The sequence below is a fragment of the Leisingera sp. M658 genome, assembly GCF_025144145.1.
Taxonomy (GTDB): Bacteria; Pseudomonadota; Alphaproteobacteria; order Rhodobacterales; family Rhodobacteraceae; genus Leisingera.
The window spans coordinates 2,901,612-2,924,708 of the sequence record NZ_CP083546.1 but is presented as its reverse complement, the minus strand read 5'-3'; the positions used below and the strand labels follow the sequence as shown (position 1 = coordinate 2,924,708).

Genomic DNA, 23,097 nt, shown 5'->3' with positions numbered 1-23,097 from the left:
GCCGCGGGGCCTTCCCGGCCTCAACGCGACGCGGTTTCCTGCATCTTGAAAACCGTATCTAGGACAAGCGCGGCAGGGTCAAGGTTCACCGCCTGCCCGTGGCGGGCGCGGGCGGTCACTTCTGCTGCGAGGTCAGCCCAGGCGCGCGCCTTGCGCGTGTCAGGCGACAGCCGCGACAGCATCGCCGCCTCCTGCGGTGCTGCTTCCGGCGCTGGCGGTACTCCGGTTGCGCCTGTACGCGCCAGCCGGGCCAGCGCCATCTCAGTCAGCGTGAGCAGCAGTTCAAAACGCGCGGAGGCCCCGCGCTGGGCGGCCGCTTCGGCCAGCGCCATGGCACGCTGGCGGTCCAGCTGCGGCATGGAAGCAAGGATCTGCACCAGCTCGGCATAGATCCTGAGCCCGCCCAGATTGATCAGCCGCAGCGCCGCGCCCACGGAACCGCCGGCCAAAGCGGCGAGATTTTCCATGTTCTGAGGCAGTTCAACGCCGGATTGCGCCAATGCGGCCTCCATGTCCGGGGCGGACAGAGGCCCCAGCCGCAGGGTGCGGCAGCGCGAACGGATGGTGGGCAGCAGGCGCGAGGGCTGGTGCGAGATCAGCAGGATGGTCGTCCGCGCGGGCGGCTCCTCCAGCATCTTCAGCAGCGCGTTGGCCGCACTGATATTCATGTCGTCGGCAGCATCGACAATGACCACCCGGCGCCCGCCATCGGTGGCCGACAGGCCGAAGAAGCGGTTCAGCTTGCGGATATCGTCCACCACAATCTGACTGCGCAGCTTGCCCTTGTCATCATAAGAACGGGTGATTGGCGCCAGCCCCGGTTCCGCCAGTGCCTGAATGCGGTGCGAGACCGGGTGTTCGGGATCAATGTCCAATGTCTGCGGCGGGGGCGGGGCGCCGAACAGGCCTTCCTCCGCCGGGGGAGTGGCCAGCAGAAAACGGGCTATCCGCCAGGCCAGCGTGGCCTTGCCCACGCCTTGCGGGCCAGTCAGCAGCCAGCCGTGGTGCAACCGGCCGGAGGTGTAGGCGGTCAGAAAATCCTGTTCCGCCGCGTCCTGGCCGATCAGCTGCCGGGTTTCGCGCGGATGCGGGGCGCCTTCGGCCTGATCTGCGCGCGGCAGGTCGTCATCGGTGCTCATGCCCGGGATCCTTCCAAGGCCGCGTCCGCCAGCCGGCGCACATCTGCGGCAACGGCCTCCACCGGGCGGGCGCCATTGACAACCCGGAAGCGGTCCGCAAACTCCTGCGCCAGCGCCAGGAAGCCCGCGCGCATCTTTTCTTGCAGCCCGATGCCGAAATCCTCGAACCGTTCTTCCTTGCCCTGCCGCCCCTTGGCACGGGCAAGCCCTGTGGCCGGGTCCATGTCGATAAGCAGGGTCAGGTCCGGCTCGCGGCCAATCATCAGCTTGTGCATCTGGTCCACTGCCGCGCGCAAATCACCGCGGGACAACCCCTGATACATCCGCGTGCTGTCAGCAAAACGGTCGCAGATCACCACCTTGCCCGCCGTCAGAGCAGGCTCAATGGTGCGCTCCAGATGGTCGCGCCGCGCTGCCATGAACAACAGCAGCTCGGTCTCCGCCGACCAGCGGTCCGGATCGCCTTCCAGCACCAGGCGGCGGATCTCTTCCGCACCGGGAGAGCCGCCCGGCTCGCGTGTCAGCACCACGTCACGGCCTGCGTCCTGCAGGGATTCCGCCAGCAGGCGGCATTGTGTTGATTTCCCGGACCCGTCGATGCCTTCAAAGGTGATGAACAGGCCGCGCCCTGCGCCAGCCGTCACAGCGCCCCCTCGGGACCGGTCAGAAACTGCTTGATCAGCACCAGCGCGGCGGTCTTCACACGGACCACAAAACCGCCGGCGGGCACGTCAGCTTCGGCCACCAGCGGCAGCCGGACCTCTGGCAATTCCTCGGGCTGCAGCACCAGCTCTGCCAGGCGCTGGCCCTTGGCGACCGGCGCCTCGATCGGGCCGTTATAGACAACTTCGCCTTGAATGGTTTTGGCTGACAGCGACGGCAGCAGGATCTCCAGATCCTTGGCCGGCACCAGCCCTACCGATTGCTCGGCCCCGCGCCAAATTTCGGCTTCGGCGATGGCGACGCCCTCCTGGGCAACGGTTTTTTTGGTAAATTGGCGAAACGACCAGTTAACCAGGGCCTCGGCCTCCTCTGCGCGCCCGCGCTCGCTGTCCAGCCCGGAGACCACAAAGATCACCCGCCGGTCGCCCTGCTGGGCAGAGCCGACCAGGCCATAGCCTGCTTCTTCGGTATGGCCTGTCTTCAAACCATCGGCGCCGATGCCCAGCTTCAGCAGCGGATTGCGGTTGCGGATGTTGGACGGCGCACGGCCGTCGAATTCGAACTTGGTTTCGGCAAACAGCGGGTAATATTCCGGGAAGTCTTCTATCATCCGCTCGGCCAGAATTGCCAGATCATGCACCGACATCCGGTGCCCGGCGGCAGGCCAGCCGTTGGAGTTGGCAAAGGTCGAGGCGGTCATGCCCAGATCCTGGCCGCGTTTGGTCATATAGCGGGCAAAGCCGGCCTCGGTTCCGTCCGGGCTCAGCGCCTCGGCGATCACCACACAGGCGTCATTGCCGGACAGCACGATGATGCCGCGCAACAGGTCCTCAACCCGCACCCGATCCTGGGTGTCCAGGAACATGGTGGAGCCTTTGTAGCTCATCGCGTGCTCGCTGACCGGCAGCGTCTCGTCCAGCGTCAGCCGCCCGTCGCGCAGGGCCTCAAACGCCACATACAGCGTCATCAGCTTGGACATCGAGGCAGGCGGCAGCGGCACGTCGGCGTTCTTGGACAGAAGCACCGTGTCGGTGCCTGCGTCCAGAACATAGGCGGCGCGCGCCTTGGTATCAAAGGCGGCGGCCGGCAGCGCCGGCAGGCTGACCGCCAGCCCCGCCGCCAAAGCCAGCTGCAGAGACGAGATCAGAGTGCGCCCCAGGCGCTTGGCGCCGGGATCAATTGGTGACAGCATAGGCATCCGCAAATCCGGTTTCCTTTACGCTTTTCAACAGCTGGCTGCGTTCAGTCTTGTTCTGCGCCGGGCCAACCAGCACCCGCCAGAACGCCTTGCCGCTGGAGGCTTGCTCGCGCACCACTGGCACCATGCCGGCGCTGCGCATCATGTTGGCCGTCCGTTTGGCATTGGCTTCAACGCTGAAGATGCCGATCTGGATGTAGGGTTTGTCCAGCGCGGAATTCTGCGTTTTGGCTGCCGGCGCCGCCGGCACAGGCGCAGCCGGGGCAGAGGCTTCAATCGCGGCGGCAGCTCCGGCAATCGGATCCAGCGGCGTTTCCGAGATTTCCTGTCCGGCGGCTGCGGCCAGCACCTGGGCGGCATCAACTTCTTCGGCGGTTGCGGGCAGCTCGGCTGTCTGGTCCACAGCCGGGGCCTCGTTGCTGACTTCTTCGCGCCGCAGGGCGGTGACGTTCAGCTCAGCCGGGGCGCCTGCCAGCATTCCCAGCGCGGCGGCCGCGTCAGAGGACACCTGCAGCCGCGGACCCGGAATTTCCCGTTCGCGCCGGAACAGGGCGCCGATCACAAACTGGCCATTGGCATTGTTGCGGATGATCACCCGCTCCGGGTCCTTGGTGTCCGGATGCGCAACCCAGACCCCGCCGATCGACGGGCGCCCGTCCCACAGCCCCGCTTCGGTCACTTGGAACACATCAGGGGCTTCCACGTCGCGCTCGACCAGTTTGGTGCTGCTGGAGGCCTGAACCTCCCCCCCGCCTTTGGCTTTGGGCTGCAAAAAGGCCAGTTTCGGACCGTCTTCACAGCCTGCCATCAACAGCAGACCCAAGACCGCCGCGGCAACCCGCGGGGCCGTCTTTGCTGCCGACATGGTGTCTTTCATGCTCTCATCCTTGCCTGTGCCCGCGGCGCTTTTGCGCCCCCGCCGGAATGCCCGGTCTTCTTGATTTGGCGGCATGATAGCCTGCGCATACGGCCATGAAAACCCTGACGGGCCGCGGCACAAGGGAAACCCGCACGGACGGCATGAATCCGCGCGGCCGGGACAGGGCTGAGATTTCCCTTGCGCTGTGGATTTCCCCTTGCCTCATCCGGTATTGCGTCCTAAACCGCTGAACGGACCGGGGAGGTGGCAGAGTGGTCGAATGCGGCGGTCTTGAAAACCGTTGAACGTGAGAGCGTTCCCAGGGTTCGAATCCCTGTCTCCCCGCCACTTGCCTCCCCCAGCAGAAAACCAGCAGCAAAACCAGCCGCCAGCCCGGGGGCGGACTAGCCTTGCCGCAGCAGGTAGATATCCATGATCCAGCCATGCTCGGCCCGTGCTTTGGCGCGGGTTGCAATGATCTGCTCGGCAACCTCCGCCAGCGGGCCGGCAACGGAAATCTGGTTTTCCATGCCCGCGTAGGCGGTCCAAAAGATCTCTACATCCTGCGCATCAATGGACTGGAACGAACATTCCCCGTCCAGCATGACCACCAGCGTATCCGCGCTGTCCGGCCAGCCGGCCTCGCGCAGTTGCCGCCCCGTGGTGATGGTGAAGGGGGCGCCGATCTCATTCACGGGAATCGCGTGCGCCGCGGTCAGCGCCTGGACCGAAGTGATGCCGGGAATCACTGTCAGTTTGATGTCCGCCTGGGTCTTCAGCCGCTCGGCAATCCGCATGGTGCTGTCATACAGCGACGGATCGCCCCAGACCAGAAACCCGGCCTTGCCGCCCGCAGGCAGATTGGCGGTGATGGTCTGCCACCAGATCCCGGCAATGGCGTCGTGCCAGTCATCCACCCGCTGGCGGTAGCTTTGGGTGGCCTCGTCGCGGACCGGCAGGGTGAATTCGACGATCTTCGGGCCGCCGCCCTTGAATGCCCGGTTGCAGATTGCGCGCCGCAGGCCGGCCAGATCGTCCTTGCCCGCACCCTTGTTGGGGATCAGGATCAGGTCCTGCGCATTCAGCGCGTCGATCGCCTGCAGCGTCATGTGCTGCGGGTTGCCGGTGCCGATGCCGATCAGGCTAAGCTCTATCATGGCTGTGTCTTTCTCAAGGTCCGGACTCATTCCGGCTCTGCCAGCGGGCCGTAAAGGATCAGCACCGGCGCAGAGGTTTTCATCTCCCGCAGCAGGCTGGGCAGCGCGCCCACAGTGTGGCGGTGCAGCGACTGTTCCGGTGTCGAGACGCCAAGCGCCACCAGCGCCGGTGTGGCGTCCGGCAGGCCGGCTTCCATCAGCTTTTCCGACAGGTCGGCAAAGGTGCGCTTGCCCATATACACAACCGTGGTGGCTTCGCCGTCTGCAAGGGCTGCCATGTTCAGGTCATCCGGCAAGCCGCCAGTCACGTCATGGCCGGTGATGAATTGCAGCCGCCGCGCCGTCTTGCGCCGGGTGAGCGGGATGTTTGCCGCCGCCGCCGCCGCCGAGGCTGCGGTCACACCGGGCACGATCTCAAACGCTATGCCTGCTTCGCGCAGCGCTGTCATTTCTTCCTCAAGCCGCCCGAAAACGCCCGCGTCGCCCGACTTCAGCCGCACCACATTGAGGCCGGAGGAGGCATAATCCACCAAAAGCCGGCTCACATGGTCCTGTTTGGGCGAGGGGCGGCCCGCCCGTTTGCCGACGCCGACTAGATCGGCGTCTTCGCGCGCGTGGCTCAGGATCGGCCCCGAGGACAGATCGTCAAACAGCACCGCATCCGCCGCTTCCAGCCGTTTGACCGCCTTCACGGTCAGCAGCTCCGGATCGCCAGGGCCGGAAGAGACAAAGCTGACAAAGCCGCTCATGCCTGCTCTCCGGTGATCAGGTGAAAGAAGGTGCCAGTGACATTGCCCTTGATCGAGCCGGTCTCGGGCACCGGCCCGCCGTCAGCATCCATGACGTTGGCCAGGGGCGCGTCGGGTTCTTCCAAAATGGTGGAATAGTGGAACTCATGCCCGCGTAAGGCGCAGCCCGCGTCAAACCCCGGCATGCCCGCCTGCAGGAACGCCCGGCGGTAGCCGAGGTGGAATTTGCGCTTCTCGTATGAGGTCACAAGACCCAGAAGGCCGAGCATCCGGTGGCGGTTGCCCGCCTTGTCGATCAGCGCTTCGCCCAGGGCCATATAGCCGCCGCATTCGCCATGCACCGGCTTGGTTTCAGCATGTTTGCGCAGCCCTGCGCGGAAGGTCTCCGCCGCCGCCAGTGTGCCGCCATGCAGTTCCGGATAGCCGCCAGGCAGCCAGACCAGATCGGCGTCCGCAGCGGGCGCCTCATCCGCCAGCGGCGAGAACGGCAGGATCTCTGCCCCCGCCGCCCGCCATCCGGTCAGCAGATGCGGGTACGTAAAGGAAAACGCCGCATCCCGCGCCAGCGCAATCCGCTGCGCAGGCGGCTGGGGCAGGCTGGCCGGTGCAGGTGCCTGACCGGCCAGGGCTGCAGCCTTGATTGCCTCCAGATCGACATTCTCGCGCAGGAACGCCGCATAGCCTGCAATCGCCGCTTCCAGATCGGGATGCTCCACCGCCTGGATCAGTCCCAGATGCCGTTCCGGCAGCGCCAGATCGCCGCGCCGGGGCAGGGAGCCCAGCACCTTGATGCCGGCCTTTTCCATCCCCAGACGGGTCAGCCGCTCATGCCGCGGGCTGGCAACCCGGTTCAGAATGACCCCGGCAAAGGGCACATCGGTGTCATAGTTCTTGAACCCCAGCGCCGTGGCGGCAGCGGATTGCGCCTGTCCGCCCACATCCACCACCAGCACCACCGGCCAGCCCATGCGCTTGGCGGTCTCGGCAGAGGAGCCGAAACCCGACTGCCCGCGCGTGGCAACACCGTCATAAAGCCCCATCGAGCCTTCACCGATGCAGATTTCAGCACCTGCCGCCTGACTGGTGACCGCATCCAGCAGGTGTGCGTCCATCGCCCAGGTGTCGAGGTTGAAGCTGGGGCGCTTGGCCGCTGCCAGATGGAAGGCCGGGTCAATATAGTCCGGCCCGCTTTTGTAGGGCTGCACCACAAGGCCGTCTTCGGCCAGGGCACGCAGCAGGCCCAGCATCACGGTGGTCTTGCCGGTTCCCGAAGAGGGCGCCGAGATCATCAATCCGGGAGGGTTCATATCTGTCATGGTCTCAATCGTCCCCTCAATCGTCGCCATGGGTCCAGCTCGACCACGGGCTTTCAGCACTTTGCGGCCGGTAGCGGCGGTCGTATTCGGTGGCGTAAAGGCAGCTCTCGTCAAAACCTTCGCCCTTCAGCACCGGTCCCACTAGGATCAGCGCAGTACGGGAAATCTTTTCGTCCAGCGAGTCCTTCAGCGTTTCCAGCGTTGCCCGGATGATCTGCTGATCCGGCCAGCTGGCGCGGTAGACCACAGCGACCGGGCAGTCAGCCCCGTAATGCGGCGTCAGGCTCTCCACCACATGATCCAGATTGCCGATCGACAGGTGGATTGCCAGCGTGGTGCCGGTACGTGCGAAATTCTCCAGCGACTCGCCCGCAGGCATCGAAGACGCCCGCCCCGGTGTGCGCGTCAGCACCACCGACTGGCCAAGGCCGGGCAGTGTCAGCTCGGTTCCCAGTGCCGCAGCCGCCGCAGCAAAGGACGGCACGCCGGGGGTGACGCTGACCGGGATGCCCTCGGCCTTCAACCGCCGGATCTGCTCGCCCATCGCGGACCACACCGACAGATCGCCGGAATGCAGCCGTGCCACGTCCTGACCTGCCGCATGCGCCGCCTTGATTTCACCCACGATGGCGTCCAGATCCATCGCCGCCGTGTTCACTACCTTGGCGTCCGGGGGGCAGTGGCTCAGGATTTCCTCCGGCACCAGCGAACCCGCATATAGGCACACCGGGCAGGCCGCGAGGATATCGCGCCCGCGTAAGGTAAGAAGGTCGGCAGCGCCCGGTCCGGCGCCAATGAAGTGAACGGTCATGGCTCAAGTCTCTCTGCTATGGCCGCGGTGGCAAGCCCATCCGCGGTGACAACTCTTGGGGCGAGAAGGCGCGCCTTTGCGCCCGGCACCCCATGGCGCGCGCCGACCAGCGCCGCGGCTTCCGCCAGCGACCCGGTGCCGAACCGTGCCTTGATCCGGGGCGAGCAGGTCAAGGTCTGCTCTCCGGCAATATCCTGTTCCTGCAAGGCAATCACCGGCAGGCCGATGCTGCGCGCAAACGCTTGCATGACAGGCGTACCGGCTTTCTCCGCAACCGAAGCCAGCGCATCCACATGCTCACCAGTCAGCGCCAGCGCCGCCTGCAAATCCGCTGCCGTTGCAGCCTCGCGAAAACCGATCCCCGCCACTTTCATCGGGTGACGCTCCACTGAATAACGGGCCGCGCCCGCCGCCAGTCGCGCATGGTTCCCAAGGGGCCGGCCTCGGCGATCTCAGCCTTCAGCAGATGACCGCCGCGCGCCGCATGGGCCTGCATCAGCAGTGTTTCCGTTTCCAGCGTGACACCATTGGCCACCAGCCGGGTTCCTTCCGGCAGGATCTCCCACAAATGATCCAGCACCTCTTGTGAGCCGCCGCCGCCGATAAACACGCAATCGGGCAGGGGATTGCCCTGCAGCACATCCGGGGCTTTGCCCAGAACCGCCGTCATCCGGTGATCTAACCCAAACCCCGCCGCATTGGCGCGGATATTCTCCAACCGGCTCTCGCGCGGCTCAAATGCAATTGCCCGTGCGCCCGGTGCGGCCAGACACCACTCAACAGAAATGGACCCGGAACCGCCGCCAATATCCCACAACAGCTCTCCCGCACGCGGCGCCAGCGCCGACAGTGTCAGCGCCCGGATGGGCCGCTTGGTGATCTGCCCGTCGCTGGCGAAATGCGCCTCCGCCAGCCCCGAAGCCTGCGGCAGCCCGGGCCGCATGGCCTCGATGGCCATAAGGACCGGAGTCCCCCCTGGCGGCAGGTCCCAAGCTTCGGCAGTGGCATGGAACAGCCTTTCCTTGGGACCGCCAAGCCGCTCCATCACATGCAGCCGCGCATCCGGCTGGCCATTGGCAACCAGCCAGGCCGCCAATTCCGCAGGCGCCGCCCCATCCCGCAAGGTGCAGATCACCCGAACACCCCGGCCCAGCAGCGGCAGCAGCCGCGCGTAAGGCGCCGCATGCAGCCCCAAGCATAGCACCTCTTCCAGTTTCCAGCCCAGAAGGTTGGCCGCCAGTGCAAAACACGATGGCGCCGGGTGCGACACCCACTCACCCGCCTCCAGGTCCCGCATCAGCGAGCCGCCGGCCCCATGCCAGAACGGATCGCCCGAGGCCAGAACAACAACGCGCCGCCCCCGCGCCGCCAGCACTGGTTCGATGGAGAACGGCACCGGCCAGGGCTGGCCCTTGGTTCCAGCGCCAGCCAATTCCAGATGCCGCGGGCCGCCTATGATCACTTCGGCTTCCGCAAGCGCCTTCCGGCTTGCATCGCCCAAGCCTTCCAGTCCATTTTCGCCCAGACCAATGATTGTGAGCCACGGGTTAGACATGACACGCATCCTTCTTCTGGGCGGCACTACCGAGGCCTCGCAATTGGCCAAAACCCTTGCGGAAACTGGCGCGGATGCGGTGTTTTCCTACGCGGGTCGCACAGCCAACCCCGTCAGCCAGCCGCTGCCCACCCGTGTCGGCGGTTTTGGCGGCGCTGACGGGCTGGCAGCCTACCTGAAGAGTGAGAACATTACCCATGTGGTCGATGCAACCCACCCCTTTGCCGCGCAGATGAGCACCAATGCGGTCCACGCCTGCGAAGCGGCGGGTGTGAAACTCTGCGCCTTGGAACGCCCGGCCTGGCAAGCGGGGGAGGGCGACACTTGGGTTCATGCCGGGACTATTGATGAAGCCGTCAACGCTTTGCCCGACGCCGCGGCACGGGTGTTTCTGGCCATCGGCAAGCAGAACCTGACCCAGTTCGCAGTGAAACCCCAGCATCACTACCTGCTGCGGCTGGTGGATGCGCCGGAGACCAACCTGCCGCTGCCGCACACCACGGTCGAAATCGCCCGCGGGCCGTTTGACGCGGCGGGCGACACTGCCCTGATGCAGCGCCACGGCATCACCGATGTGGTTGCCAAAAACTCCGGCGGCGCGGGGGCTGCGGCCAAGCTCACGGCTGCGCGCACCCTCGGCCTGCCGGTCATCATGATCGGCAGACCGCAGGTGCCCAAACGCCCCATTTTGAGCAGCGTGGCAGAGGTGATGGCCTGGCTGTCTCATCCCTCGGCTTAGACTTCAGCCGCATAGCGGGGGGTATAGACGTAATTGCCAACCCGCCGCGTGTCGCGGTTGCCGACAATCACCACGGTGCGCATATCGGCCATCTCGGGTGTGGCATCCTTCAGCGGCACGGTCAGCAGCTCTTGCCCCGGCTTGGTCACGTCGCGGGCAAATGTGATCAGCGTCTCCTCACCGCAGGCCTCGCGCAGGATCTCCAAAGCGCGGGCAAACTGATGCGGCCGGGACTTAGAGCGCGGATTGTAAAACGCCATTGCCAGACCAGCCTCGCCGACCAGCTGCAGGCGCTTTTCAATCAGGCTCCAGGGTTTCAGATTATCGCTGAGGTTGATGGCTGCGAAATCATGCCCCAACGGTGCCCCGATGGCGGCCGCGGCGGCCAGCATTGCGGTGATGCCGGGCAGAACCTTGATCTCCAGATCCAACCATGCCGGATGGCTTTCCGCATTGTTTTCAAGCGCTTCGAACACGGCAGATGCCATGGCGAACACACCGGGATCACCAGAGGACACCACAACAACGCGCTTGCCTTCAGCCGCCATTTCCAGCGCATGGGTGGCGCGGTCCACTTCGACCCGATTGTCAGTGGCGTGCAGGGTCAGCCCCTCGCGCGGCGCGATGCGCTTCACATAAGGGATGTAGCCCACGATATCCGTGGCCTCATCAATGGCGTCGCGCACTTCCTGCGTCACCAATGCCTCGTTGCCGGGGCCAAGCCCCGCAATCACTACCCAACCGTTTTGCGATAGTTTCATGGCCGGCGCCCCTGTCCGTGAACCAATACGATGGAGAAATAAGGCACCTCGCCGTCGATCTCCGAGAGCTTCTGCACGGTCTGCCCTGGCATGGTGCCGCGTTCGACCAGCCAGGCGTCTTCGGCGCGGCCCGCGCGTTCCAGCGCGCGGCGCAGTTTGGGCAGGTTACGGCCGATCTTCATCACCACCAGCGCGTCGGTTTCCGCCGCGCGTTTGGCCAATTCCTCCTCGCTGAGGGTGGCCATGGCGACGGTCAGCACATCGTCTCCCCAGGTAATCGGCTGGCCGGAGGCGGTCCAGCAGCCGGACATGCCAGTGATGCCGGGGATAATCTCCTGCGCGGCCCGTCCCTGCAGGCGGGTATAAAGATGCATGTAAGAGCCATAGAGGAACGGGTCGCCCTCGCACAGCACCACCACGTCTTCGGTCTGTGCAATCTCGGCCAGCGTATCAGCCCATTGGTCATAGAACTCCGCCAGCACCCGGTTGTACTCAGGGTCCGAGAAATGGATTTCGGTGGTGACCGGGTATTCCATCGCGTGTTCGGTGACGCCGTCGGCCAACATGCCCTCGACAATGGCACGGGCTTGGCCCTGACGCCCTGCTTTGCGGAAATAGGCAATGTGGCGCGCGCCGGAGATCATCCGGTGCGAGCGCACGCTCATCAGATCGGGATCACCGGGACCAAGCCCGGCACAGATGACTTTACCCTTGGAAACGGTCATGGGTTACTCTTTCCAGCTCGCCAGCGCGTTGACGGCGGCGACGGTGATGGCAGAGCCGCCAAGACGGCCTTTGACGATCATTGACGGCACCGGCAGGTCCTGCATCAGCGCATCCTTGGATTCCATCGCACCGACAAAACCCACGGGGCAGCCGATGATCGCGGCGGGGCGGGGGCACGCGGGGTCTAGCAGCATATTCAGCAGATGGAACAGCGCGGTAGGGGCGTTGCCGATGGCGACCACGGCGCCTTCCAGTTTCGGGCGCCACAGTTCCAGCGCGGCAGCGGAGCGGGTGTTGGACATTTCCTTGGCCAGATCCGGCACTTTCGGGTCGCGCAGGGTGCAGATCACCTCGTTGTCCGCGGGCAGGCGCGGGCGGGTGATGCCTTCGCTGACCATATAGGCGTCGCACAGGATCGGCGCGCCACTCGCAAGGGCCGCACGGGCGGTCTCGGCCATGCCGTCGGAAAACCGCACATGCTCTTCCAGCCCCACCATGCCAGCGGCGTGGATCATGCGGACAACAACGCTTTCCTCGTCCTTGTTGAAGCGGGCCAGATCGGCCTCGCGGCGGATGGTGGCAAAGCTTTCGGCGTAGATCGCGGCGCCGTTGGTTTCATAGGTGTGGCGCATGTCAGCTGCCCTCTGTCAGAAGTTCGGGAGCGGCGCGCAAGGCATCGGCGCTCAGGTGGGTCTTTAGCGGCTGATCCGCGGCGGTGCCATGGCGGATCAGGGAGAAGTCGTCTTGGGCCGTTGCGGTCAGGGTGAGCGCGGCGGCGCCGGGGCAGGCGCAGCCCTTGGCGCAGCCGGAGATATGCAGCTTTGTCCCCGCGGGAACATGCGGCGCTAAGTCCCGTGCGAGATCGCGGGTGGAAGACAGCGCCTGCAGGCAGCCGGGTGCGCCGGTGCATGCGATGACTTGCAGGCGCGGATCCGTTGCATCCAGGATCAGCCCCGGCAGGGGCGGCAGGCTGGCGGCCCCTTCCACCAGCAGCGCGCGCCAGGGAGTGAGGCGGATTGCGCCGTGATCTGCAAGGTCCGCCAATGTGGCGGCGGGCATCTGGCCGAATTCCAAAGCGGCGAGTGTCCCCGCGGGGACAGCGCCCGGTTTTGCGGTGAAGCTGGTGGTTGCCATGGTTGCGGCATACGCCGCCGGCGGCCCGCGGCGCGCGATGAGACGGCGCATCCTGCCACGGCCCTCGGGCGCGCCGCCTTGTTTCAGGAACCAGCGGGCAAGGGCGAGGGCTTCGGCAACGGCGGATTCACGTGTGACGGGCAGGCCGGTCTCAGAACCGTCGGCGCGCAGGATGAGGGCCTCGCCTATTCGCTCAACTCGGATGTCGGCGGCGGTGTCCTGCAGGACCGGCGCCGCGCCGCAGTCGACGGCAAAGCCGAATTTCCCGGGCAGGGTGAGGTCTGCGGCGGCGGTCAGTGCGGCGCTGAGATCCGTGGCGATGGCGTGGGTGTCGTCACCCGTTGCCCAGAACGGGGCGAGGAGGACATTGCGGCGGGCTTCGGCGCGAGCGTCCGGGTCGATCAGGCCAAGATCGCGCAAGGCTTCGATCAGCTCTGCGTGACCGTCTTCGCGGATGCCGCGCATCTGCAGGTTGGCGCGGGCGGAAATATCCAGCAGGCCGTTGCCGAACTCTTGCGAAAGTCTTGCCACACCGCGCGCCTGGGTTACGGAAAGTTTACCAAGCGGCGCGCGCACCCGCACCACCAGACCGTCGCCCGACATCATCGGGCGCAGCGCACCGGGGCACCAGCCGTAAACTTTGGGTTCGGGTGCAGCACTCATGCGGCGCCCTCCAGACCGGCCATGATGGAGTTGCGCCGGGTGCTCCAGAGGCCCGCGTCGAACAAGGCGCGGAAGCGGTCGCGCATCGCCTGAAGAGCGGCGGGGTTTTCGCGCTCCATGAACGCCACCAGATCGTCGCGGCCCAGCGTGGCCTCGAAATAGAGGTCAAACAGATGCGGCTGCACCACCTGCGCCAGATGCGCAAAGGCGGCCATGTGGTCCAGCGTGGCGGCGATCTCGGCGCCGCCACGGAAGCCGTGGTTCATCATTGAGGTCGCCCAGTCCGGGTTGGCGGCGCGGGCGCGGGTGACGCGGGCGATTTCTTCGCCCAAGCTGCGCGCCTGCGGCTTGTCCGGGCGGGTCGCGTCCATGTGGTAGAGGGCGGGCGTTTTCTGACCGATGCGGGCCATTGCGGCGGCAAATCCAGCCTCATGCGCGGCATAGTCCGAGGCGACCAGCAGGTCGGTTTCCGGCAGATCCTGCAAATGCACAAAACTGTCGGCGCTATGCAGGCGGGTCTCCAGTGCCTCGCGGGCGTCGCTTATGGCGCCTTTGGCGTCGATGGCGTGGGAGGAGGCGTTGAGCCAGGCCTCGCCTGCGGCGGCGCGGGCCTCGTCGGTGTAGTCATCCAGATGCGGGTTCATCGAGAGGCCGTACTGGCCCGGTTTTGGACCAAAAACGCGGGGGATCTCGGTGAGATAGGGGTTGTCCGTTTGCGCTTCCTCGCGCTGGGCGAGAGCGGCGGCAGCAGTTTCGAACATTTGCGCCAGGCCGGGAAAGACGTCGCGAAACAGGCCGGAGACGCGCAGGGTCACGTCGATGCGCGGGCGGTGCAGCATTGAGAGCGGCAGCACGTCGAAGCCGGAGACGCGCTCGGAGTTTTCATCCCATTTCGGGGCGATCCCTGCGAGGTGCAGCGCCATGGCAAATTCCTCGCCGGCGGTGCGCATGGTGGCGGAGCCCCAGAGGTCGATCACCAGGCCCTTGGGCCAGTCGCCGTGGTCCTGAAGGTGGCGGCGCAGCAGCTCTTCCGCCAGTTTGACCCCTTGCGCATGCGCCGCCCGCGACGGCACCGCCCGCGGGTCGGTGGTAAAGAGGTTGCGCCCCGTTGGGATCACGTCCGAGCGGCCCCGGAATGGCGAGCCGGAGGGGCCGGGCGTCACGATCCGGCCATCGAGGGCGGTGATCAGCCCTGCGCGTTCCTCAGCCCCGCATTGGCCGGTGCCGAAGATATGCAGCCCCTCTCCGTACTGGCTTTCCTTGATGTCGCAGACAAAAGCGTCGATGCGGGTGATCGCCTCGGCGGGGGAGGTGCCGGGGGTGAGGCCAAGGTCAGCCTCCACACCTGTTCCCTGTGCTTCGGCGCGGATGTCACCGATCAGCCGGTCGCGGCGGGCCGGATCCAGACCGTCGGCGGTGGAATACTCATCCAGCAGGCTTTCCAGCCGGGCCATCCCGTCGGGCAGGCTGGTCTGCGCCAAGGGTGGCGGCAGGTGGCCGAGGGTGATGGCGCCGATGCGGCGTTTGGCCTGGGCGGCTTCGCCCGGATCATTGACGATGAAGGGGTAGGCGACAGGCAGCGGGCCGGTCAGAACCTCGGGCCAGCAGGCGCCCGACAGCGCCACCGCCTTGCCCGGCAGCCATTCCAGCGTGCCATGGGCACCGATGTGGACAAGGGCATCGGACTGGATGCGCAGCCACAGGTAAAACGCTACATAGGCGTGGCGCGGGGTGCGGTCGAGATCGTGGTAATCATCGACGCGGGTTTTGACTTCGCCGCGTTCGGGTTGCAGCGCGATCAGGGCCTTGCCTGCGCGCAGGGCCTTGAAATGAAAGGCATCATCACGGCAGTCTGCGTCTTGGTTCGGGGCGCCCCAGGCCTCTGCCAGGGTGTTTTGCAGGTCTTGCGGCAGGCTGGCGAGGGCTGCGCGGTAGTCTTCCAGCGGGACGCTGAGGGTCTCATCCATCAGCCTCAGGCCGGTGTTTTCCTGCGGCTCCACGGTATAGCCCTGATCCCACAATTCGCGCAGGATCTCGTCACAAGAGGCCAACGCGTCCAGCCCGACGGCATGGGCAAGGTTGTGGTCGCGGCCCGGATAGGTGGAGAGGATCAGGGCAAGGCGTTTGTCTGCGTTGGGCAGTTCGCCAAGGCGCAGCCAGCCCTCGACCCGGTCAACAGCGGCTTTGACGCGATCCGCATCGGCGCGGTGGGCAAAGCGGGAATACTGCAGGTCCGGGTCTTTCCGGCCCGGGGATTTGAAGCTGACAACGCCTGCGAAGATGCGGCCGTCGACTTCGGGCAGCACGACATGCATGGCGAGGTCGGCAGGCGACAACCCCCGGTCGGCCTCGGCCCAGTCTTTGCGGCGGGCGGTGGAGAGGGCGACCTGGAACACCGGGCAGCCGGTGGTGCTGAGCGGCGAGGCGCTGCCGTCGGTGCCTTGGGCCGAAAACGCGGTGGCGTTGATGATGGCGGCAGGGGACAGCGCGGGGAGAGTTTCGCGCAGCCAGTCAGCGGCGGCGGGGGCCTTGAGGCTGGCGGCGAAGATGCCATAGGCGGCGTATCCGCGGGCGCGCAGCTCAGCGATCAGCGCATCGACCGGACCGGTGTCGGCAGCAGTGAGGTAGGAGCGGTAGAAGCTGACCAGCACCAGCGGTTTGTCTTGCGCGGGCAGATCCGCCAGTACGCCTTTGGCCGGGTCATAAAACCCATGCTGCGGCATGGATTTGAGGCCCAGCACCGGGCCGGCATAAAGCCCTGCCGCGAGGGACAGCTGGGCGAGGGCGGCCTGTGCGGCAACGGCGCCGCCGGCATCGCACAAGGCCTGCAGGCGGCGCAGGGTGGAGACGGGCAGGGTGGACAGCTCATCCAGCCGGGCATCCTCGCGCCCGTCAGCAGGCAGGATCGCCAGCGCAATGCCCTTGCGGCGGGCGAGGTCCTGCAGGGTGGCGAGGCCATAAGACCAGTAGCTTTCACCGCCGATCAGGCGGACCAGGATGCCTTTGGCGCCTTCAAGTGTCTGTTCCGCGTAGACGTCGACCGAGAGCGGGTGCTTGAGCGCGACCAGATTGGCGACGCGCAAGGAGGGCAGCCTGCCGTCCGCGCGATGCCATCCCGCCGCAAAAGCGCCGAGGTCGCTGTCGGAAAACGACAGCACCACAAGATCGCCGGGCGTCTGCCCGAGATCCTGCGGGGTATCGGTCTCATCAAGGCCGTGGCTTTCGCGGAAGACGACGTGCATGGATCAGGCCTTTGTTGTCTGGCAGGCGGTGGGCGCTCTGAGGGCTGCGCCCGAGCCTGGGAGGGTGCGAATGCGCCCTCCCATTTTGCCGAAGGCAAACCTCCGGTTTGACGGGAGGGTCGGGCGCAGCCCGGCCTGCGGCCGGGCGGTGTCATCTGAAATGATGTGCCAAACCCGCATAGCTTCAGGCGCCCAGTGCGGCGCGGATGGCCGGGGCGTCGATGTCGTCATGCTCGGCGATAACCACCAGGGCGGTTTTGCGCGGCTGCGCGCCCCAGGGCTGATCGTATTGGGCGCGCAGGCGCTCGCCCACGGCCTGTACCAGCATCCGCATCGGCTTTCCTTCCACCGCCACATAACCTTTGACGCGCAGGATGTTGCGCTCGCGGGCGAGTTTCACGATGGCATTTTGCAGCGCTTCCGGGTCGGATACTTCGCCCAATTCGACAACGATGCTTTCAAAATCGTCATGCTCGTGGTCGTGGTGGCCGTCGTGGTGGCTGGGGCGGGCGTCCAGATCATCCTCGGCAGCGGCGCCCAGGCCCAGGATGATGCGCGGGTCGATCACGCCTTCGCTCATCGGCAGGATCGGCAGCTTGCGGGGCGCTTCGGCCTCGATCACCGCGCGGGCTTTTTCGACGCCTGCGTCGCCGGCCAGATCGGCCTTGGACAGCAGAACGATGTCAGCGCAGGAGATCTGGTCCTCGAATACCTCGGACAGCGGGGTTTCGTGGTCGATGCTGTCGTCCGCTTCGCGCTGGGCCTGCACGGCGTCCAGATCGGGGGCGAACTGGCCCTTGGCCACGGCCTCGGCGTCCGCCAGGGCAATCACCCCGTCGACGGTGATGCGGGAGCGGATCGCGGGCCAGTCAAACGCCTTCAGCAGCGGCTTGGGCAGGGCCAGGCCGGAGGTCTCAATCACGATATGGTCCGGTTTTTCGGGCAGGGCCATCAACTGTTCGATGGTGGGGATGAAGTCATCGGCCACGGTGCAGCAGATGCAGCCGTTGGCCAGCTCCATGATGTTTTCCGCCGGGCAGTTGTCATCGGCGCAGGATTTCAGGATATCGCCGTCCACACCGGCGGTGCCGAATTCGTTCACGACCACGGCCAGACGCTTGCCCTGCGGGTTTTGCATCAGGTGGCGGATCAGGGTGGTTTTGCCTGCGCCCAGAAAGCCGGTGATGACAGTGACGGGGATCTTGTTGAGATCGCTCATGATTACTCCTCGGAGAAGAACTTGGCCGGCGGGATGCGGGCAACAGATTGCTTGCGGAAGGTTTGCGGGCGTTCACGCCACGGCACGACGCCGTCAGCGGTGCCGGCATAAGCTGCCGCGCCTTCCAGAATTTCGGGAACATGCTGGTCAGGGTCGAGGTCGCCGTAGACATAGGTCCAGCGTTCTGCGCCGCCGATCAGCGCAACAGCGCAGCCGCGCTTGCAGGACGACAGGCATTCGACGCCACGCAGACGGACGCCTTCGGGCATTCCGGCCTCTTCCAGCGCTGCGTGCAGGATGGCACCAGGGCGGGCGGCCTCGGGGTCGGCGCCCTCGCGGCGGCAGGTGAGGCATACGGTCAGCGTGACCGGTCCCGGGGTGCTGGCAGATTGGCCTGCCATGTCGTCAGCCATTGGCGCGTCTCCTGTCGCGGCAGGGCGTGCGGGATGGCCGAAAAGGGACCAGTCGTGCGAGCCCCTTACCCGGTCGCAGAACACCCCGTCTGCCCGTTGATCTCTCCTTCGCTGGCAGGTCTCCCGGCTTGCGGATGCCAAGGCGCAGGGCCTTGCCGGCTATCCTGCCTTCCCGGGGATCACCCAGTGGCATGGCGGCCTCATCCGGTCACGGTCGCGGGGGCGGCTGTGCTTCGGCCCGAAAGCCTTCACATTCCCTCTTCGCCTGTTTTCACAGGAACCAGCTGAACCCCCTTGCGCTATCGTGCCCTTCTTTGTCAAGACATGGGTCAAACAGCTGGAGAGCCCCCAATGAGCGAAAAGTCTGAAACCGGCATCTCAGAAGAAGAAGCCGCCCGTCATACGTCCAAGATGGCCAAGAAAAAGGCCGCGCGCGACCGGATGATGAAGACCAAGGAGGGCGAGAAGGGCCTGATTATCGTCCACACCGGACCGGGCAAGGGCAAATCCTCGTCGGGGTTCGGGATGATCATGCGCTGCATCGCGCATGGGATGCCGTCCGCCGTGGTGCAGTTCATCAAGGGTGCCTGGCAGACCGGCGAACGCACGCTGATCGAGGAGAACTTCAGCGATCTCTGCCAGTTCTACGCGATGGGCGAAGGCTTTACCTGGGAGACACAGGACAAGGCCCGCGACATTGCCGCCGCGCAGAAGGGCTGGGAGAAGGCCAAGGAGATGATCCTGGATGAGCGCAACACCATGGTGCTGCTGGACGAGATCAACATCGCGCTGCGCTATGACTATCTGGATCTTGAGGAGGTTTTGGAGTTCCTGGTGGAGCAGAAGCCGCCGATGACCCATGTGGTTCTGACAGGCCGCAACGCCAAGGAAGAGCTGATCGAGATTGCCGATCTGGTGACCGAGATGGGGCAGATCAAGCACCCGTTCCGCGCCGGTGTGAAAGCGCAGAAGGGGGTGGAGTTTTAATCCCTTTCAGGCTGCAGTATTGAGCGGGCTTGAGGTTTTGCGCTTTGCTTCGCAAATCGCCGGGGGGCGGGGGCGCTGCCTTCGGCAGCGCCCCCGCCCGGCCCAACGCTTTTCAGGGAACCTCTGGTTCATTGAAAAGGGGCGGGAGTGCCCCGGCCTTTGAAGTCCGGACTGTTAGCGCGCATGCGGAATTAAGCTGCCAGCCGGGCGGCTTTCTCGCTGATATAGGCATCGACCGCTGCGCGCTGTCCTTCATCCAGGCGCAAACCCAATTTAGTGCGGCGCCACAGGTAGTCGTCGCCTGAACGCACCCACTCGCGGGCAATTGACCAGTCGAGTTCCCGTGCGGTGATTGTTGCGCCGAAATCCTGGCCCAGATCAGCGGCGGATTTGGCATCGCCCAGCACCTCCCAGGACTCCAGCCCGTAGGCGCGGATCAGCCGGGCGGCCCAATAGGCGCTCAGGAACGGATAGTCCGCTGCCAGCTTGGCTTTTAGCGTCTCCACATCCGCCACCGCAAAATCACCGCCGGGCAGGGCCACGCCTGCGGTCCAGTCCGACGGCAATTGCGGGAAAACCTTGCCGATTTTCGCCAGCGCGGCCTCGGCCAGCTTGCGGTAGGTGGTGATCTTGCCGCCAAAGACATTCAGCAGCGGCGCCTGTGCTTGATCCAGCGTCAGCACATATTCGCGGGTGGCCGCAGTGGCCGAGCTGGCACCGTCGTCATAAAGCGGCCGCACGCCGGAATAGGTCCAGACAATATCCGCGCGCTTCAGTGGCTGTTCGAAGTATTGCGACGCAAAATCAATTAGATAATCCTGCTCGGCCTCCGTGCAGTGCGGTTTGGTCTCCGGATCCGGATGGTCGGCGTCGGTGGTGCCGATCAGGGTGAAATCCTGCTCGTAAGGAATGGCAAAGATGATCCGCCCGTCAGTGCCCTGAAAGAAATAGCAGCGGTCATGGTCGAACAGTTTTGGCACCACGATGTGGCTGCCGCGCACCAGGCGGACGTTTTCGCGGCTGTTCTGGCCCAGTTTTTGCTTCAGCACGTCGGCAACCCAGGGCCCGCCTGCATTGACCAGCATCTTGGCCCGGTGTTCCTTCTCCTCGCCAGTGGCGTGATCCTTCACGGTGACAACCCAGTGATCAGAGTGGCGCTGGGCTGACAGAACCTCGGTCCGGGTCAGGATTTCGGCGCCGCGCGCCTGTGCATCGCGGGCATTCAGCACCACCAGGCGGGCGTCTTCGATCCAGCAGTCGGAGTATTCGAACGCGGTCTGAAACTTGCCCTTCAGCGGCCTGCCTGCGGGATCGTGCGACAGGTCCAGTTTCGCGGTGCCAGGCAGGATGCCGCGTTTGCCCAGGCTGTCATACAGAAACAGCCCCAGCCGGATCAGCCAGGCCGGGCGGCGGCCGCGGGTCCAGGGCATGAAGGTGGTAAGCAGTTTCGACGTCGGCGTTTCGCTATCAAAGCGCATGTCCTTGTGAAACGGCAGCACAAACCGCATCGGCCAGGAGATGTGCGGCATCGCCTTCAGCAGCACTTCGCGCTCGATCAGCGCCTCACGCACCAGGCGGAATTCAAAGTATTCCAGATAGCGCAAGCCGCCGTGAAACAGTTTGGTCGAGGCCGAGGAGGTGGCGGAGGCCAGATCGTTCATCTCTGCCAGTGTCACCGACAGGCCGCGGCCCGCGGCGTCGCGGGCGATGCCGCAGCCGTTGATGCCGCCGCCGATGATGAAAAGGTCCATAACAGGCGTGTCAGTCATTTTCGCTGCTTTCGTTTTGTCCTGCGGTCAGGATCCGGGTGCCTGCGGCCTGCGCCGCCTCGGCAAACTCATTGGGAACGGGGCGGTCGGTGATCACCACGTCCAGCTCTGCCACATCGCAGATCCGCACCGGAGCAGAGCGGGCGAACTTGCTGCCGTCGCAAACCAGCACACGCTGGCGGGCGTTTTTCAGGATCGCTCGGGCAACCGAAACCTCGCGGGCGTCGTGATCCATCACGGCGCCGTCGGGATCCAGTGCCGAGGCGCCGATGACGGCGAAATCGACCTTGTAGCGGGACAGGAATTCAACCGCGTCCTCGCCCACAATAGCACCGTCGCTTTGCCGCACAGTGCCGCCGGCCAGGATCAATTCCTTGGCCTGGCCGCCCATCATCAGGTTGATAATATTGATATTGTTGGAAATCACAGTGAGGCCGCTGTGGCCGGAAAGCGCCCGCGCCACCTGCTCGGTTGAGGTGCCGATGTTAAGAGTGAGGGAGCAATTGTCTGGGATCAGCTCAGCCGCCAGTGCCGCCATAGCCAGCTTGTTGCCTGCGTTCAGCTTGCGCCGGTCCTCGTATCCCTGGCTGGCGGCAGAGCTTATCCGGACGGCGCCGCCATGCACGCGGGACAAGGCGCCGCGCGCAGACAGGTCGCGCAGGTCTGCGCGGACCGTCTGTAAAGATACGCCAAAGCGCTGGGACAGGTCGTCAACCTCGACCCGGTCCTGCCGGTTCAGCAAGGTGATGATTTCGTTCTGACGGGCCGTGGCATCCATTTGCTTTCCTTTCACCGCGATTCCATAGCGGAGTACGGATGAAATGTCACCTTGTGTTTTCGTCCTGAATTCGACGATACGCAAAACGAAACGGCGCGCGGTTTCGGACACGCCGGGACTGCTGCCAGCCTGTGTCTTCTCAGGTGAGCGGGATCAGGTGATTGTCCCAGGCCAGATCCGACCGGTGCAGCGGGTGTTTGCCGGATGCTGAAACCCCGAAAAACTGCCCGCTGCCGGTGCTTGCGGTAAAGCCTGCATCGGACATTGCAAGGCCGCAGACATCCGTCATGCGGTGTTCCTGCAGCAGATCCCCGGTTCCGGTATCCATCACCTGCAGCACCCCGCCGCGCGGAGAGGTGACACCGATCTGCGCTCCGTCCGCTGAGAAAGCGATGGAGCCGCCATAGCCATTGAGGTTCAGCACCCGCGGGTCGCCATCGGCCATCAGGCGGGGCGTGCTGCCGGGCTGGTGCAGGCCCACGATAGGCAGGGCTTCGCCCGGATCCCCCTGCCATTGCATGGCAAAACCAACGGTGCCGTCGGCACGCATGGCAAGGTGACGGATGGAATTCAGATGCAGCTCTTGCGGCAGTTCCATTTGCGCCTGCAGGGTGCCGTCAAAGCCCAAGTAACTGAGGTTCGGGCGCATGTCCGGAAGGTTCAGTTTGGCGCGGCCGCTATCGGGGTGGGTCTCAATGCCGCCATTGGCGATGACCAGTCCCGGCGCGTCCCGGCGCAGCAGCATATCGTGCGGGCCAATGCCGCCGGAGGCGAAGGCGGCAATGCGCTTGTAGCCGTCCGTTGCATCCCAAACGCCGATCACACCGCGCGCATTCCCGAAATCGTTTTCGGTGGTGAACAGGCGGCTGCCATCGGAGGAGAATGTGCCGTGGCCATAGAAATGATGCCCCGCAGGTGGCTCCAGCCGGGCGAGGGCAGTGCCCGTGCGGCAGTCAATCACATCGGCAAAGCGGCCGGGACGGCGGGCGAATGCCACGGCTTCGGGCCGGACCGGATGCGCCGCGGCGGCATGGCCGCGGGCAGGCAAAGGGTGGCGGAACAGGATTTCGCCGTTTTCTGTAAGACCCGCTAGAAGGAAGGCGCCGCTGGCGTCCTTGCCCGCAGACAGGAAAACGGGGCTGCCAGCGTTGGCCCAACTGGCCTGCGGGGCCAGGCCTGTGGCCAGAAGACCGGCCAAAAAGCCGCGGCGGGTGGCCAT

22 protein-coding genes, 1 tRNA gene and 1 riboswitch are annotated in these 23,097 nt (G+C 65.3%); of the genes, 3 read left to right on the top strand and 20 right to left on the bottom strand.

Annotated elements, in window-relative coordinates; translation table 11 throughout:
- Nucleotides 1-20: 20 nt before the first annotated feature.
- Genes K3724_RS14580 through K3724_RS14565 form a run of 4 tightly spaced genes read right to left on the bottom strand, consistent with a single transcriptional unit; the run spans nucleotide 21 to nucleotide 3,877 of the window.
- Nucleotides 21-1,139 carry a DNA polymerase III subunit delta' gene (locus K3724_RS14580; RefSeq protein ID WP_259986426.1) on the bottom strand — a complete coding sequence of 373 codons (1,119 nt, stop codon included), beginning with the start codon at nucleotides 1,137-1,139 and terminating at the stop codon, nucleotides 21-23.
- A complete protein-coding gene (gene tmk, locus K3724_RS14575) occupies nucleotides 1,136-1,783 on the bottom strand; it encodes a dTMP kinase (RefSeq protein WP_259986424.1) in 648 nt (215 codons plus the stop codon). Before tmk ends, K3724_RS14580 begins: the two co-directional genes overlap by 4 nt.
- Nucleotides 1,780-2,994: a D-alanyl-D-alanine carboxypeptidase family protein gene (locus K3724_RS14570; RefSeq protein WP_259986413.1), complete on the bottom strand. Its 1,215-nt coding sequence runs from the start codon at nucleotides 2,992-2,994 to the stop codon at nucleotides 1,780-1,782. The genes tmk and K3724_RS14570 overlap by 4 nt, the downstream gene beginning before the upstream one ends.
- A complete protein-coding gene (locus K3724_RS14565) occupies nucleotides 2,978-3,877 on the bottom strand; it encodes an SPOR domain-containing protein (protein WP_259986411.1) in 900 nt (299 codons plus the stop codon). Before K3724_RS14565 ends, K3724_RS14570 begins: the two co-directional genes overlap by 17 nt.
- Nucleotides 3,878-4,117: 240 nt before the next feature.
- On the opposite strand from K3724_RS14565, the gene K3724_RS14560 reads away from it, so the two are divergent.
- Nucleotides 4,118-4,207, top strand: a tRNA-Ser gene (locus K3724_RS14560).
- A 56-nt stretch (nucleotides 4,208-4,263) separates the two neighbouring features.
- Here the strand turns inward: K3724_RS14560 and cobF are convergent.
- From cobF to cbiE, 6 genes are read right to left on the bottom strand one after another with little or no spacing between them, the layout of a single operon-like run.
- Nucleotides 4,264-5,016, bottom strand: coding sequence for a precorrin-6A synthase (deacetylating) (gene cobF / locus K3724_RS14555; protein ID WP_259986409.1), 753 nt, complete (start codon nucleotides 5,014-5,016; stop codon nucleotides 4,264-4,266).
- Between the two features lie 26 nt (nucleotides 5,017-5,042).
- Nucleotides 5,043-5,765 carry a uroporphyrinogen-III C-methyltransferase gene (gene cobA, locus K3724_RS14550; RefSeq protein ID WP_259986407.1) on the bottom strand — a complete coding sequence of 241 codons (723 nt, stop codon included), beginning with the start codon at nucleotides 5,763-5,765 and terminating at the stop codon, nucleotides 5,043-5,045.
- Nucleotides 5,762-7,081: a cobyrinate a,c-diamide synthase gene (locus tag K3724_RS14545; protein WP_259992645.1), complete on the bottom strand. Its 1,320-nt coding sequence runs from the start codon at nucleotides 7,079-7,081 to the stop codon at nucleotides 5,762-5,764. The genes cobA and K3724_RS14545 overlap by 4 nt, the downstream gene beginning before the upstream one ends.
- A 16-nt stretch (nucleotides 7,082-7,097) precedes the next feature.
- A complete protein-coding gene (gene cobM, locus K3724_RS14540) occupies nucleotides 7,098-7,892 on the bottom strand; it encodes a precorrin-4 C(11)-methyltransferase (RefSeq protein ID WP_259986405.1) in 795 nt (264 codons plus the stop codon).
- Complete coding sequence (locus K3724_RS14535) at nucleotides 7,889-8,266, bottom strand: cobalamin biosynthesis protein (RefSeq protein ID WP_259986403.1); 378 nt, start codon at nucleotides 8,264-8,266, stop codon at nucleotides 7,889-7,891. Before K3724_RS14535 ends, cobM begins: the two co-directional genes overlap by 4 nt.
- Nucleotides 8,263-9,447: a precorrin-6y C5,15-methyltransferase (decarboxylating) subunit CbiE gene (gene cbiE, locus K3724_RS14530; protein WP_259986401.1), complete on the bottom strand. Its 1,185-nt coding sequence runs from the start codon at nucleotides 9,445-9,447 to the stop codon at nucleotides 8,263-8,265. The genes K3724_RS14535 and cbiE overlap by 4 nt, the downstream gene beginning before the upstream one ends.
- Here cbiE and K3724_RS14525 point away from each other — a divergent pair.
- Nucleotides 9,446-10,186: a cobalt-precorrin-6A reductase gene (locus K3724_RS14525; RefSeq protein WP_259986399.1), complete on the top strand. Its 741-nt coding sequence runs from the start codon at nucleotides 9,446-9,448 to the stop codon at nucleotides 10,184-10,186. The two genes, cbiE and K3724_RS14525, sit on opposite strands and share 2 nt — an antisense overlap.
- Here K3724_RS14525 and cobJ read toward each other — a convergent pair.
- The 7 genes from cobJ to K3724_RS14490 form a co-directional block, all read right to left on the bottom strand.
- Nucleotides 10,183-10,947, bottom strand: coding sequence for a precorrin-3B C(17)-methyltransferase (cobJ, locus tag K3724_RS14520; RefSeq protein WP_259986397.1), 765 nt, complete (start codon nucleotides 10,945-10,947; stop codon nucleotides 10,183-10,185). The genes K3724_RS14525 and cobJ overlap by 4 nt on opposite strands.
- Nucleotides 10,944-11,672 carry a precorrin-2 C(20)-methyltransferase gene (locus tag K3724_RS14515; RefSeq protein WP_259986395.1) on the bottom strand — a complete coding sequence of 243 codons (729 nt, stop codon included), beginning with the start codon at nucleotides 11,670-11,672 and terminating at the stop codon, nucleotides 10,944-10,946. The genes cobJ and K3724_RS14515 overlap by 4 nt, the downstream gene beginning before the upstream one ends.
- Before the next feature lie 3 nt (nucleotides 11,673-11,675).
- Entirely contained in the window at nucleotides 11,676-12,305 is a 630-nt protein-coding gene (locus tag K3724_RS14510; protein ID WP_259986393.1) for a precorrin-8X methylmutase, read from the bottom strand.
- A 1-nt stretch (nucleotide 12,306) separates the two neighbouring features.
- Complete coding sequence (gene cobG / locus K3724_RS14505) at nucleotides 12,307-13,470, bottom strand: precorrin-3B synthase (RefSeq protein WP_259986391.1); 1,164 nt, start codon at nucleotides 13,468-13,470, stop codon at nucleotides 12,307-12,309.
- Complete coding sequence (cobN, locus tag K3724_RS14500; protein WP_259986382.1) at nucleotides 13,467-16,712, bottom strand: cobaltochelatase subunit CobN; 3,246 nt, start codon at nucleotides 16,710-16,712, stop codon at nucleotides 13,467-13,469. The genes cobG and cobN overlap by 4 nt, the downstream gene beginning before the upstream one ends.
- 184 nt (nucleotides 16,713-16,896) lie before the next feature.
- Nucleotides 16,897-17,931, bottom strand: coding sequence for a cobalamin biosynthesis protein CobW (cobW, locus tag K3724_RS14495; protein WP_259986380.1), 1,035 nt, complete (start codon nucleotides 17,929-17,931; stop codon nucleotides 16,897-16,899).
- A gap of 2 nt (nucleotides 17,932-17,933) precedes the next feature.
- Complete coding sequence (locus tag K3724_RS14490; RefSeq protein WP_259986378.1) at nucleotides 17,934-18,344, bottom strand: DUF1636 domain-containing protein; 411 nt, start codon at nucleotides 18,342-18,344, stop codon at nucleotides 17,934-17,936.
- A gap of 95 nt (nucleotides 18,345-18,439) precedes the next feature.
- Nucleotides 18,440-18,644, bottom strand: a riboswitch (cobalamin riboswitch).
- Between the two features lie 51 nt (nucleotides 18,645-18,695).
- Here K3724_RS14490 and cobO point away from each other — a divergent pair.
- The gene (gene cobO / locus K3724_RS14485) at nucleotides 18,696-19,331 is read left to right on the top strand and encodes a cob(I)yrinic acid a,c-diamide adenosyltransferase (protein WP_259986376.1); all 636 of its coding nucleotides are present in this window, start codon (nucleotides 18,696-18,698) and stop codon (nucleotides 19,329-19,331) included.
- 191 nt (nucleotides 19,332-19,522) lie between these two features.
- Here the strand turns inward: cobO and glpD are convergent, their stop codons facing one another.
- The 3 genes from glpD to K3724_RS14470 all read right to left on the bottom strand — a co-directional run bounded on the left by glpD (nucleotide 19,523) and on the right by K3724_RS14470 (nucleotide 23,097).
- Nucleotides 19,523-21,100, bottom strand: coding sequence for a glycerol-3-phosphate dehydrogenase (glpD, locus tag K3724_RS14480; RefSeq protein ID WP_259986369.1), 1,578 nt, complete (start codon nucleotides 21,098-21,100; stop codon nucleotides 19,523-19,525).
- Nucleotides 21,093-21,878: a DeoR/GlpR family DNA-binding transcription regulator gene (locus K3724_RS14475; RefSeq protein ID WP_259986359.1), complete on the bottom strand. Its 786-nt coding sequence runs from the start codon at nucleotides 21,876-21,878 to the stop codon at nucleotides 21,093-21,095. The genes glpD and K3724_RS14475 overlap by 8 nt, the downstream gene beginning before the upstream one ends.
- 139 nt (nucleotides 21,879-22,017) lie before the next feature.
- Nucleotides 22,018-23,097 (bottom strand): DUF1513 domain-containing protein, encoded by a 1,080-nt coding sequence (locus K3724_RS14470; protein ID WP_259986358.1) that lies wholly within the window; start codon nucleotides 23,095-23,097, stop codon nucleotides 22,018-22,020.